Consider the following 12,992-nt stretch of genomic DNA (forward strand, 5'->3'; position numbering starts at 1 on the left):
TTTCTTGGTCATGGTAAACTCCTGTCAATACGCTTAGTTTACCAAGTTTAGTTGTACGGTTTCTTCAGCATAGCTCAGTATTCTTAGTGAGTCGTCTGAACCAGAGCGACTGATTGATTATGATACTCAAGTAAGTCACAGCTAAATAGTAACACTGACTGGATTTTGGTACTGTCCAAGTTTCAATAATAAGCATTGTACAAGACATAGCGAACGGTAACTTTTGGGGTGAAAAATAAAAGCTTACTGCTTCGCTATTTTTTACGGCTGGTTTGTCGTTAATGCCCAATACATCCTAACCTGGTTTATCATTGTTCTTTAAACAAGAACTTTCATTTGTGATTATTGCTGTTTATCTGTCTATAGCCCATAAACTATAATGACTATATAACGGTAGGATTGATTACGAACGAGATAAACGCTTGGTGATAACTACAAAATTATAAGAAGATAGCACCTCTTTGCATACCCTTTTTAATAAATACTCAAGCTGAACGATCACCTATCTTTGTCAATATTAGTTATCGTCGTTTTTAATTCAAACTTAAATTGAAAATCAATACTAAAATCAAAATAGACAGGAGATCGGTATGGGCTTATTAGTCGATGGTAAATGGCAGGACCAATGGTACGATACCGACGCTAGTGACGGCCATTTTAAACGCGAAGAGTCAGGCTTTAGAAACTGGGTTACCAAAGACGGTAGCGCAGGACCAACAGGTGCAGGTGGCTTTAAGGCTGAGCCTAATCGCTATCATCTGTATGTATCTCTAGCATGCCCTTGGGCGCATCGTACGACTATTTATCGTAAACTTAAAGGTTTGGAAGATATGATTTCGCTATCGGTCGTTCATCCTTATATGGGTGATCACGGCTGGACATTTAGAGAAGGTGCGGGTGTCATTGCCGACCCTATCTCACATGCTAACTACGCTTATGAGATATACACTAGAGCAAAATCAGACTATACAGGGCGCGTCACTGTCCCTATTTTATGGGACAAAAAAACCAACACTATCGTTAGCAATGAGTCATCTGAAATCATTCGCATGTTCAATTCAGCCTTTGATGAGGTTGGTGCGCTACCAGGTAATTTTATACCGTCAGAGCTATTAGCAGAGATTGATGAGATTAATGCATTTGTATATTCTGCTGTCAATAATGGGGTTTATAAATCCGGCTTTGCAACCACGCAAGCAGCTTACGAAGAAGCTGTGAATACGCTATTTGATGCGTTAGATGTATTAGAAAAGCGCTTAGAGAATCAGCGTCATTTGGTTGGTAATACCATTACCGAGGCCGATTGGCGTTTGTTTACTACCCTAGTGCGTTTCGATGCCGTGTACGTCGGTCATTTTAAATGTAACCTGCGCCGTATCGTTGATTACCCTAACCTTTGGGGTTACCTGCGAGATTTATACCAAGTGCCAGGTATAGCTGAGACCGTCAATATGAATCATATTAAGGCCCATTATTACACCAGTCATGCCAACATCAACCCAACTGGTATCGTACCTATCGGACCTTATCTTGACTTTAATACGCCGCATGATCGCGAACAGTTATCGTAAATAAAAAGGTAACGATAACAAGATACAGGGCGACTGGTATGAGTTTTTCGCAGCATCTATCTGCTAGCTACAGCAAGTAAGTAAGTAAAATTCATACCAGTTTTGCGTTATTAAATAACGTATCCATTTTATTTAGTATCGATTATAGTAAATAAAAAAGTGTTTGCATAAGAAATAAGCTACCCAAGATTATAAGCATAATCTTGGGTAGCTCTTTTTTTGGATGTTTTAAACGTCACTCATGTTAGCGTTTTTGAGTGACATCCAAATCACTTGAGTAGGCAAATAAAGCAGGCGCACCGCCCGTATGCCAAAACAAAACACGATCCGTTTTCTTGATTTGGCCCGTACGAATCATGTCTATGAGACCACCCATCGCACGACCCGTATAAACCGGATCTAGTAATATTCCCTCTGTTTGCGCCATCATCTCAATAGCTTCATTTTCGAGTTTGCCAACCACCCCATAACCCTCGCCAACATAATCAGAATTAAGCATCAAATCGGACTCTGAAAACTTATAATCTGCATTGATGAGTTTTGCTGTACTGTTAGCAAGTGCGACAGTATATTGATCAAACGGCACTTTATCGGTTTCGCCCTTATCAATGTTGATGCCTACTATCTGATAAGGCAAGTTGAAAATCTTGTTCCCAAGCATTAAGCCTGCTTGTGTGCCACCAGAGCTGGATGCAAAGACGATATGAGTGAATGTCTCGTTGATGCTTTCACGCTGCAACTCTAGCTCTTTAAAAGCTTCTACAAATGCTAGAGCACCGAGCTCGCTTGAGCCACCATAAGGCACCACATAAACGTTTTTATCCGCTTTGGTTAATTGCTCAACGATTTGAGGAATGTCCTCACCTTTGCGGTTGGCTCCTGCCCAATGAATATGACAACCAAATATTTTATCCAATAATAGATTGCCACTGACTTGCTCAGGCTCCTCTCCGCCTAATACTAAATGACATTCAAGACCCAAGCTTGCCGCAGCAGCTGCCGTTTGGCGACAATGATTGGATTGCGCAGCACCCGCCGTAATGATGGTATCAGTGCCTTTGGCCAGCGCATCACCGATGATAAACTCAAGCTTACGGGTTTTATTACCACCCAATGCTAGCCCCGTATTGTCATCTCTTTTCATAAAAATCTTAGGGCCATCAAGTTTTTTACTCAATCTTTTGAGCTCAATTAATGGTGTTGGGAAAAATCCTAACGACTGTCTAGGTATATGGTTATATTCCATGTCTTGTCCATTTTATAATAGAAAATGATAGATAATGCTAAGCCTTATCCACTGGCAACCGTTATGCAAAGTGGTTATTTAGCTAATGTTAACAGCATAGTTTCAAGCTGCAAAAATATTTATTTAATCATGCACTATGCTCAACAAGCCATCAGACAAAAAAACCCCAAGTAAACCAATACTTGAGGTTTTCACATTTGTGAAAACTACTATTTAATATCAGTATCAGCTAAACCCAATGCAGCTTTGATATCATTCATCATCGATAGCGTCCTATAATTCCTATCTTCTGATTTATCGCCAACCACATAATAAACCAGTTTGAATGCTTTGATGCGTTCTGACTTGGTTTCGATGAGTGTGCTCAAAGACTCAATAGAGGCATCTTCAGCAAAACGAACGATAAGCGTCTGAGTATGTATCATGGCTGCCAATTCGGTGTTCAAAAGTTGACTAAATGGTTCTTGTTCAGTCAGCACTTCAGTCAAACGCATCAGCTGGTCACGGTCTATATTGTCATCAGCAACTATATTACACAAAATCATCATACGCACGACAGCTTCATTAAAACTGCCTTCAGAGATTTTGGTCAGTGCCTCTTCTACCTTTGGCAATTCATGCAGTTCGTCTTTATTCAACAGACGACGTGAGCCTACTGATTCTCCATATTCACGAAACCAAGGCATTGACCAAATCCCAAAGAACATACTCTCTGTATATCTACCCTGCCAATCTCGCCAAAAGTCTAGCGTCACTCTGACACTATCCATAAACATTTTTTCGACTTGCAAGAAAAGGTTGTCCTGCTGCATAGATTCGATGGCTGGCAGTTTCACTCTGGCATAACTATCAGAAGAATGACGCGCTTTTTTAGCTTTTTTTGCAGGGACGAAGTCTTCGCTCTGCTGGTTATCAGTTGTACCAGTCATTGCTTTACTCAAATGACAAGTAGCTACTGCTAGCGGGTTTCTACTACTCCATATACTTCTTTGGAGTCTCAATGGGTGCATAGTACGAAGAAATTGAGCGGAAGTTTCATTGCTCATAGCTTTTACTAGTGGGCGCAAATTATGTTCATAAGCTTGAGTCTGAGTCATAGAATACCGATGTACCGCTTTGAATAATTCTTCATCGGTTCGGTCGTCTCCTAGCGCTTGGTTTAAATCTTTAAAAGTACGACGTTTTAGATCAACGGTAAACGTTTTTTCTTGCCCCGATCCCTCAATATGGTCAATGTGCAACTCATACAATCCTGGTGGTAAAACTTCAATCATATCCATGATTGAGGCTATACCTGTATGCTCATGATTGGCTATTTTGGAGCTGACAAAGATACCTAGATGGCCTACTTGCTCATGAATCATATAGATAATACGTTGACCGCAAACCTCAACATCTCGCTCATCACTATAAGCATCTAGAATCCACGATAATGCCTGAGGAGGCGGGGTAATATCATCACCATGTGAAGCAAAAGCGATAATAGGTGCTTTGACATTACGCAGGTCAATATTTGTCCCTTTTTCTAACTGTGCGGTATTGCGAGCAAGACGATTGCCAACAAAGATGTTTTCTACAATCCACTGAATTTCTTTGTCATTCATTAAAAAGAAACCACCCCACCAACGCTCAAAGTCAAGAAAGCGCTGACGATTAGCTTCTGGGTTCTTGTAAAGATCGTAATATTTTCCGACATAGTTACGATAAGGGGTCATTTTTTCAAAATTATCAACCAGTGCTGCCCCATCGAATACGCCATTATTTATGTCAGCACTAAGCATAGATAGCCAAGTACCGCCATTGACGCCTGCTTTGTAACGCATCGGGTTGACTCCAACCTCTCCGCTCCAAGCTGAGATGGGCGCACCATTCAAGACGATAGGCCCTTTGATATCTTGGTTGGTTGCAGCCAAAATAAGCGCCGCCCACCCACCTTGACAGTTACCAATGATTACTGGTGATTGTGCATGGGGATGTCTTTTTTCTACTTCACGGACAAACTTTCCTTCAGCATAAGTAATATCGGCAATGGTTTGCGTCGGCTCAGGAAGACGCTTAAATGCCACAAAATACACAGGATGGCCTTTGTTAAGTGCGACACCGACTTGACTCTCATGCTTAAAGCCACCAATACCTGCACCATGGCCAGCTCTGGGGTCAATCACGATATAAGGGCGCTCATCGTCGTTGGTGACAATCCCTTTAGGTGGTTCTATTCTTAGCAAGACGTAATTGCATGGGCGTTCAAACTTGGTTGCATCCATGATTACTTGGTAGTCATAATCTAAGACTGGCGGGCAGCCAGCCAGCTCATGCTCAAGAAAAATATCACCACGCTCTTTAAGTACATCGACTGTTTGTAAAAGTCGTTTACTACTATCTGTACTGTAGCTCAACCATTCTTGCCATAGTTTTTTTGGCGTAGAGATCTTCTGCCAACTTTTTATGATGGCATTCTTATCTTGATTCAGTGTCTGGATATTTTCTTGAATTTGCTTATGATTTTGTTGTAAATGCTTACAAGTAACCTCTATCAGTAAACCTGCGCCGTCTGTTCTATAGTTATTTTGTAGGTTGAGCTCGTCTATGGTATTTTCATTTTTGTAAAACTGATGGTTTACCATCTCTTGAAAGTTTGGTATCAAACCTGTAGCTCTATGATGTGGGTTGCTACGACTTAACCACACCTCGGCTTTGTTTGGATTTTCAATATTTTTTTCAATAGTGTCTGACATAGGTGATTCCAATTTTGAGTTGACGATAATGTTTTTTATATACTGCTATTATTGATTATCCTCTAAGGCTAATTCCACTAAGGCTAATTGTTTACTAACAGACAAGATTTATTAAGGTTCAGTTGAGCGTAAAGCTTCATCTGCCCTGACATGTACATACTCCCCTGGAGCATCAGAGAGTATCTGCCACTCTTTACCTGTATACGTGATACCCGGTTGTCTGCTATCTACTTCACCTGCACTGTGCTGATTGATCCATTCGCTCCAATGTAGCCACCAGCTCTTATCGTGCTTTTCTGCTTTGGCATACCATTCATCAGGATCGGCGACATAATCTTCATGGGTATAAAAGCCATACTTACCCGTTGGCGGGTTGATAATGCCAGCGATATGCCCTGACTCACCGAGTACAAAGGTAACATCACCACCCAGCACTTGTGTAGACGCATAGCTTCCTTTCCATTTGGCGATATGGTCTTGTAATGTTGCGACGACATAGGTTGGGATAGTCACTTTTGACAAATCAACCTTTACTCCGTCATATGCCAACTCGCCTTTTTCAATCATTTTGTTGCCCAAATACAGCTCGCGCAATACAAAGCTATGCAATGCGGCAGTCACGTTGGTAGCATCAGAATTCCAATATAAAAGATCAAAAGGAATTGGACGCTCCCCTTTTAGGTAATTTTGCACATAATAATTCCAATAAAGGCTATTTTCACGTAATAGACTAAAGGCGGCGCCCATCAGACGTCCGTCAAACACCCCTTGCTGCTCTCCTTCTTGCTCAAGCGCACTGACCGTACGTTCGTCAATAAATACGCCTAAGTCTCCAGGATCGCTAAAGTCAAATATCGTGGCCCAAAAAGTTGCACTGGCTATACGATCTGCCTGCTTATTTTCAGTCAACCAAGATAGCGTCAACGCCAGTAACATACCACCGATACAATAACCGATGACGTTAGCGGCTGACTCCCCTGTAATCTCCTTAATGACATCTAAAGCCGTCAGCAGTCCCTCGTGCATATAATCCTTCATATTGACGTCTTTATAAGCCCGCGTTGGATTGGCCCACGACATCACAAAGACACTATGGCCTTCATTGAGCGCCCAACGAATGTATGAGTTCTTCTCTTTTAGGTCCATGATATAAAATTTATTAATCCATGGCGGTACAATCAATAAAGGACGTTTTTTAACTTTGGCTGTCGTTGGATTATATTGTATCAACTCAAACAACCGATTACGGAACACCACTTTGCCTGTCGTTGTAGCGATGTTTTCACCAAGCTTAAAAGCATCATGATCCGTCATGCGAATGCTCAGCATTTTGGAGCTCTTTTCCATGTCTTCTGTTAGCTGCTTGAGTCCTCTTACCAGATTCTGTCCCTTTGACTCCATGGTCAAGCGCAGTATTTCAGGATTACTCCATAAAAAATTACTTGGCGCCATTGCATTTAACCATTGACGAGTAAAAAATGATAAGCGCTGACGGGTTTTTTCATCAACTCCCTCAGTATTATCAATGGTATCCATCATGCCATTAGCGGTTAGAAGATAGCTTTGTTTTAGAAAGTCAAAAATAGGATTGTTGGTCCATTCTTCGTCTGTAAAGCGTTTATCGCCTTTTTCTGGAGTGACAAGAGGTTGTATTTGGTCTTCAGAGCCCTTCATCAGGGTATTTTGATACAGCTGGAACTGTTGTTTCCATAAATTCATCTGTTGTTCGATTAATGCAGTGGGGCTTTTGTCTGCTACGCCTGTGCTAAACTTCTGCCATCCATCTATCATATTGAGCATCAGAGATTGGCTTATGTTGTCATCTTGGCCAACTCGTTTTAACGTTTCGCTAAAAAACTTTTGGGACAACTCGTTAAGATCACCCATATCGCTGTCAGCGCTTTGTTGGTCCTTGTTTTGATCACCTTGCTGTGAGTCTGGCTTTTGCGAATCAACGTTTTCAGAAGTACTTGGCATCATAAAATTGCCAAAATTATTGATTGAGTTCTGCCATAGCTTCATGTTGGCTTCGAACGGATTTGAAGCTTGATTAGATTGATCAAATAAAGATTGATTAAGCTGATTTACTTGGTTTAACTGATCTAAATATTGTTGACCAAAGCTATTAAAGTTAAAGGCATCGCTAGTGTTGTTTTGACTATCTTGTGTATTTGACTGTTGTGTATTTGGTTTTTGCGATGATGTATTTGATTGGTCATCGGATTGCTGATTGTTTTTATCGGACTTATGATTATCCATATCTTTACCTATTTTCCTATCCATAAACGATACTGGATTTAAACAGTATCCAGCTTTAAACGATATATAGTTATAAAACACTTCTAATTTGTACAAAAGTGCAAGCCTATTGATCCAATAAAGCTAGCACAATAGAAAAAAGATGGGATAGAGTTCTCTAACCCACCTTTTAGGTTTAATAATTACATGATATCTCATCAATAACAACCAATAAGATGATTAAATTTATCAGTAATTACAATTACTTATTTGTTGATTTTCCAGTACTGCTGGTATTACTAGTTCCAGTCTTTGTGCTCGTTTTCGTATTTGAGGTATTCGAGTTAGTATTGGTATTTGTCTTTGCACCTGATTTGGTATTTGCACCAGTCGCAGTTTTCGCAGCTTTTGTGGCTTGTTCAGTAAACTGCTCAGCCATTTTGTTCATGTTTGCTGCGTACTCTTGACCTTTTTTTGTTGCTTGATCAGCAGTTTTCTGCATACTTGACTGCATTTGCTCACTGGTTTGACCCTGAACTTCACCCAAAACTTTCATAACGTCATCATGCATATTGCTGCCAAGCTCTGTCATGCGCTGAGCGTCTGATAGCATTTTCTGACTGATAGTATTAAGCATCTCTGCTTGCTTACTGCTAAAGTCTTTGGCAGCTTCTGGAGAGTCTATTTCTGAAACTTGACGCATGTTTTCTAAACCCATTTCTGCGTAGGTCTTAATAGTATTAAGTGAAAACTCGGTCATCATTTCAGCGTTTTTTAAAAAAGCTTGGTTCAACTTGGTCCAAGGTTCAAACATTTTTTGGGCGCTTTCGTTGAACTGATTGACATAATCTTGCGGGGTCTGTTGTGACATATCATTACTCCTTGTATCGAACGATTGGTTTAGCTTTGTCCAAGGTTCGAACATTTTTTTTGCATTTTCATTGAACTGGTTCATATAATCTTGCGGGGTTTGTTGTGACATCTTATTGCTCCGTATATTGACGGTTGAGAAAAAATCGTATGCGTTGAAGGTTAAGAAAACATTATAATATTATTAAGTTTGTCACTTTATACAGTACTGTAACAAAAATGTTTAACAGTAAAGTCAAGACATATACTGACCACCATTAACTGATATGGTTTCACCTGTGACGAATATGGCATCCTCACTGATAAGATACATACAAGCAGCAGCGATTTCGTTTGCACTAGCCAAACGATTCATTGGAATGGTTTCTTTAATTTTATCCATGATATGTTCAGGTACACTCTCTACCATGGGTGTATATGTATAACCAGGAGCAACGACGTTGGCGGTAACTGATGAAGAAGCTCCTTCGTATGCCAATGCCTTAGTAAATCCAATAATACCTGCTTTGGCGGCTGAATAGTTCGTCTGACCATACTGACCACGTAAGCCATTTATCGAACTGATATTGACGATGCGACCGGTTTTTTGTTCTAGCATCTTGACGAAAACTGGATGGACAATGGTATAAAGAGACGTCAAGTTAGTCTCTATCACCTGCTGCCACTGCGCAAAGCTCATTTTTTTGAAGCTGCTATCACGAGTGATACCCGCTCCATTTATCAAAGCATAAATACTGTCGTACTTGTCGATTGTCTGCTTAATCGCTGCCATCGCAGTTTCGTGATTACTCAAATCAACAGCAAGAAACTCAAAGTTATCCGAGTCAAATCCATTATCTTCGCACCACTTTTTTGTACGCTCAGGATCTTCTTGACTCAAGGTCGCTATGACATGATAGCCATTAGTCACTAACTTCTCACAAATAGCTGTACCAATTCCACCAAGCGCACCTGTTACTAAAGCAACTTTTTTATCCGAAACATCTGACTTTGACATAAAAAACTTCCTTATATGAGTGAGGATTAATTATTAATGACCAATGAGTGCACAGTCGTATTCTTTCATTAGAATATAGCACAGTTATTTCATAGTAGTTATTCCATGTTGGTAATAAACCATTGTTATTTGTAGGGGTTTAGTATTAAAGAAAACGACTGCGTTTAACAATACAACATAAAGGTCAAGTTACTTAGATATTTATCAAAACTACCATGTTAGATACCAATCTAAACTCAAGTAACAATCTAAACTTAGGTACCAATCTGAGTAATGTTGAAAAATTTTTGAAAATCATTCATATATTAATTATAAAGCCAAAGAAACGCAGTATGCCGTTCCTTTGGCTTGTTATACATCCATCTTGCTATACGTCCATAAGATTACGGCTTGTTTTTTGCATTTCTAAGCCACTTTACTATGAGGCTTGGGTTTTTAACAAACGCGACCAAGGCATCGGTCAATTCTTTATTGTTAGTAACCTCTGGTCGTAACTTTGATCGACGGTTATCTGCACAAGCTTTTTTAAGGCATTCACTCACCTCTTCGGCATCAATCTTTTGTCGTTTGAGAAAGCTGCGAATACTATCTTTCTCTAGCAAACACATAAGCAGACGGCAGAGTTTTTGATCATATCCATCCGTATTACTGCTTGGGAACGGATCATCACCGCCTATCCAGACAGAAGCACTTAAGAGCTGCTCCCTTGTAAAGGGGTTGTTTTGTATTGATTGACCTTTCGCCAAAACCCGTACCTTATAGACACCGGCTGAAGCAGCATGGAATGCGACATTGAAAACACCAGGCTCAACCTCCGATAAGGTTAGGTTTATTTTAGTGCCATTAGGTCTTTCTAACTCTGCTCGGATGGACGCACCATTGTCTAAGGGGCGCTCGTATTGAGTCAATTGAGCTGATAAAGTTATCATACCACTTGGTTCTCGGGTAGCCTGCTCAAGCTGCGCTCTAAAGCGTAGATCAGAACTAGAATGCACATTAAAAGAATAGCGTAGCCCGTGTGTCTTGACCTCATCAAATTTTTCACGGTCATTTTCGAGGCCGGCTAAATATTTAGCGAACACTTTTTCATTCAGATTGAGGACTGCATGCCATTGACCTTCACGTTCTTCAAGCCCTGCAACAGCGGTCGGTAAAGTCATGCGATAAAACTGCACATGTTCACTTGCTGAAAACGCTAACTCAACAGAAGCGTTGGCAATGCTTGGGTCGATTATTTTGCCACTCGGAGTTTCAAGCATATAGTCAAAAACATCTGGTAGAGCGTCTCCCGTCAACAAGATTGCATCTACTGTGATATCTGCTTCGTTAAGATTAAACGGAATACGTATCTCGCGGGCAGGTTGAATCCAACCCTCGGGATCCATCACTACCTCTGTATTTTTAACTCCTGACAGTATCTGCAAAAAATATTTTTGAAGCGTAAAGTAGTCATCAGTATCCAAAGTACCAGTCATTAAGACATAACCATTTGTACTACCAGTCAATGCTTCCAAAGCAGCAGGACTGATCTGTTGCGCCGTGCCCAAGCCAATAGCAAAGACGCTACCATCAATGATACCATCATCTATAAGTTGGCTAATGTAAGGCGCTCGGTTTTCGCGACCATCCGTTAGCGCCACTATAGCGGTATGATTATAGCTGCTAGGAGTCAAATCATCCAACTCGCTACTGGCCAACTCGATCCCACTACCAATAGACGTCGAACCGCCAGGTGATGGTTGATCCGTGATGGCTTCATTCGCAGCTATACGCCCAGAGCCCGTCCCTAACGCGCCCGCAACCGCAATCGAAGTCCCCAGAGTCGCATCGTTGTCGAAGTACACCACACCAATACTGTCCTCGTCACCCAATAGATCGACGAATACAGGCGCGCTGTCTTTGAGCACTTCAATACGTAACCGACCATCGCCTGCGTCCCAAGCCATACTACCAGATTTATCCAATACCAAAACGGTGGCGACCGTTGGTTTGGGGATAGTCGTGGCAGATAAACTAATGAGCCATGTCTGCCCAGTTTGCACACAGCTAACTTCCGCGGTTTCTGGACCTGAGCTACCAACACTGGTAGCCGTGTACGAAAACCAAACCTGCGCTACATTGGTATTGTCTCTATTAACAACGACCCTATCACCGTCAGGCGTTCCAAACCCTGTACCTGTTGGGCCGGACGTGATAGTAAAGATTAGCTCTCTACAGAAACTGTTGTCAGGACTAGGAGGACTTATGTTAAAAGTTGCAGCCCGCACCGCTGTACTACCTACAGGTGTGGCATTAAACACTAACGTCGTGTTAGTCGGTGTCACTATAGGCGGCGTATCCGTATCATATGAGTATCCCATAGCGTGGTGATCCAACGTCTCAGATACCAGCGTACCCAAGCCAAAGAGTGTGTCGCTCAAGCGGTGACCTTCGAGATCATCGCTTGCTGTGTCTCCAGGTACATAAGGCACTGTTGGATGCAGCGCTTGCCAATCAGCCCACAGTTTATCCACAAAGCAATGATGTAGAAAGAAGACCGGGTCATTGGGTGAGGTGGGAGGCAGCATAGAGCCAGTTATCCATTCATGGACGAGGTTATGGGTATTTCCGGGCGGAGGTGTTTTGCCATTGACAGGTATGCGTCCTTCATTCGCGCTACGATAACCCTCCGTGCTCGTTGCATCGAAATTACCGCTGTCATAAATGGAGATCTGCTGAATTTCATCAATGTCAGCTTGAGTGGGCAAGTCCGGAGTGTTAGGACGAGAGCCAAAATTTCGTACCAACCCAAAATGCATACCCGATGAGTCGGTATTATTTCCGAATATATCAATGATATTCCAACTGTTATTTATGTCTGAAGCATCATAAGCAAACGGACCGCTTTGAACAAAGTTACCCGTACCAGACCCATTGCCGCCCATAAGATCATTGGCCCAGACGGCCGCATTCATAGGATCTGCCGCGTCTGACGCCCAGTCCCAATACGGCAATGTTACTCCAGGTACTAATCTGTCCAAGTCTAGCTCAAACTGGCGTATAAACGCACGGTGCCACGGCAAAAATGCTGGACCGCGATGCGCTCCATTTCGTACCCCATCATTTACCCCCCAACCTCCTGGTGTTCCTGTTCGCGCGACGACATAGTGGTCAAGTACATACTTATCATAGGTGTTGGTGATGTTAGAATATCTGGTACGTACGTGTTCTGGATCGTTTGGATCGTCGACGTACACGTACTCTTCGGCTTTCATAAGTTTAATAGCATTAATGAAAGCAGCCTTTTCCTCTGTCGTCAGAGAATTCACGTTTTTTCTACAAGTCATGAGTGACAA

7 protein-coding genes are annotated in these 12,992 nt (G+C 41.7%); 1 reads left to right on the forward strand and 6 read right to left on the reverse strand.

Going from position 1 to position 12,992, the window contains the following annotated elements; all coding sequences use genetic code 11:
* Nucleotides 1-590: 590 nt before the first annotated feature.
* Nucleotides 591-1,571 (forward strand): glutathione S-transferase family protein, encoded by a 981-nt coding sequence (locus ACTXGH_RS09790; RefSeq protein WP_439296341.1) that lies wholly within the window; start codon nt 591-593, stop codon nt 1,569-1,571.
* A 244-nt stretch (nt 1,572-1,815) separates the two neighbouring features.
* On the opposite strand, the gene ACTXGH_RS09795 is transcribed toward ACTXGH_RS09790, so the two are convergent.
* The 6 genes from ACTXGH_RS09795 to ACTXGH_RS09820 form a co-directional block, all read right to left on the reverse strand.
* A complete protein-coding gene (locus ACTXGH_RS09795; protein ID WP_439296342.1) occupies nt 1,816-2,817 on the reverse strand; it encodes a D-cysteine desulfhydrase family protein in 1,002 nt (333 codons plus the stop codon).
* A 209-nt stretch (nt 2,818-3,026) separates the two neighbouring features.
* Nucleotides 3,027-5,552: a DUF3141 domain-containing protein gene (locus ACTXGH_RS09800; RefSeq protein WP_439296343.1), complete on the reverse strand. Its 2,526-nt coding sequence runs from the start codon at nt 5,550-5,552 to the stop codon at nt 3,027-3,029.
* A gap of 111 nt (nt 5,553-5,663) precedes the next feature.
* Nucleotides 5,664-7,811, reverse strand: a complete 2,148-nt coding sequence (gene phaC, locus ACTXGH_RS09805) for a class I poly(R)-hydroxyalkanoic acid synthase (RefSeq protein WP_439296344.1) — start codon at nt 7,809-7,811, stop codon at nt 5,664-5,666.
* A gap of 241 nt (nt 7,812-8,052) precedes the next feature.
* Complete coding sequence (locus ACTXGH_RS09810) at nt 8,053-8,772, reverse strand: phasin family protein (RefSeq protein ID WP_439261093.1); 720 nt, start codon at nt 8,770-8,772, stop codon at nt 8,053-8,055.
* Nucleotides 8,773-8,895: 123 nt separating this feature from the next.
* Nucleotides 8,896-9,657 (reverse strand): acetoacetyl-CoA reductase, encoded by a 762-nt coding sequence (gene phbB / locus ACTXGH_RS09815; protein WP_439296345.1) that lies wholly within the window; start codon nt 9,655-9,657, stop codon nt 8,896-8,898.
* A 383-nt stretch (nt 9,658-10,040) separates the two neighbouring features.
* On the reverse strand, nt 10,041-12,983 hold the full coding sequence (locus tag ACTXGH_RS09820; RefSeq protein ID WP_439296346.1) for a tyrosinase family protein: 2,943 nt from the start codon (nt 12,981-12,983) through the stop codon (nt 10,041-10,043).
* Nucleotides 12,984-12,992 lie beyond the last annotated feature (9 nt).

The organism is Psychrobacter sp. 1Y10 (assembly GCF_052259005.1).
GTDB classification, from domain to species: Bacteria; Pseudomonadota; Gammaproteobacteria; order Pseudomonadales; family Moraxellaceae; genus Psychrobacter; species Psychrobacter saeujeotis.

Excerpts from the sequence above, each read along its gene's own strand:
- ACTXGH_RS09820 (WP_439296346.1), bottom strand. The coding sequence starts at position 12,983 with ATGACTTGTAGAAAAAACGTGAATTCTCTGACGACAGAGGAAAAGGCT.
- ACTXGH_RS09800 (WP_439296343.1), bottom strand. The coding sequence starts at position 5,552 with ATGTCAGACACTATTGAAAAAAATATTGAAAATCCAAACAAAGCCGAG.
- ACTXGH_RS09795 (WP_439296342.1), bottom strand. The coding sequence starts at position 2,817 with ATGGAATATAACCATATACCTAGACAGTCGTTAGGATTTTTCCCAACA.
- phbB (WP_439296345.1), bottom strand. The coding sequence starts at position 9,657 with ATGTCAAAGTCAGATGTTTCGGATAAAAAAGTTGCTTTAGTAACAGGT.
- ACTXGH_RS09790 (WP_439296341.1), top strand. The coding sequence starts at position 591 with ATGGGCTTATTAGTCGATGGTAAATGGCAGGACCAATGGTACGATACC.
- ACTXGH_RS09810 (WP_439261093.1), bottom strand. The coding sequence starts at position 8,772 with ATGTCACAACAAACCCCGCAAGATTATATGAACCAGTTCAATGAAAAT.
- phaC (WP_439296344.1), bottom strand. The coding sequence starts at position 7,811 with ATGGATAATCATAAGTCCGATAAAAACAATCAGCAATCCGATGACCAA.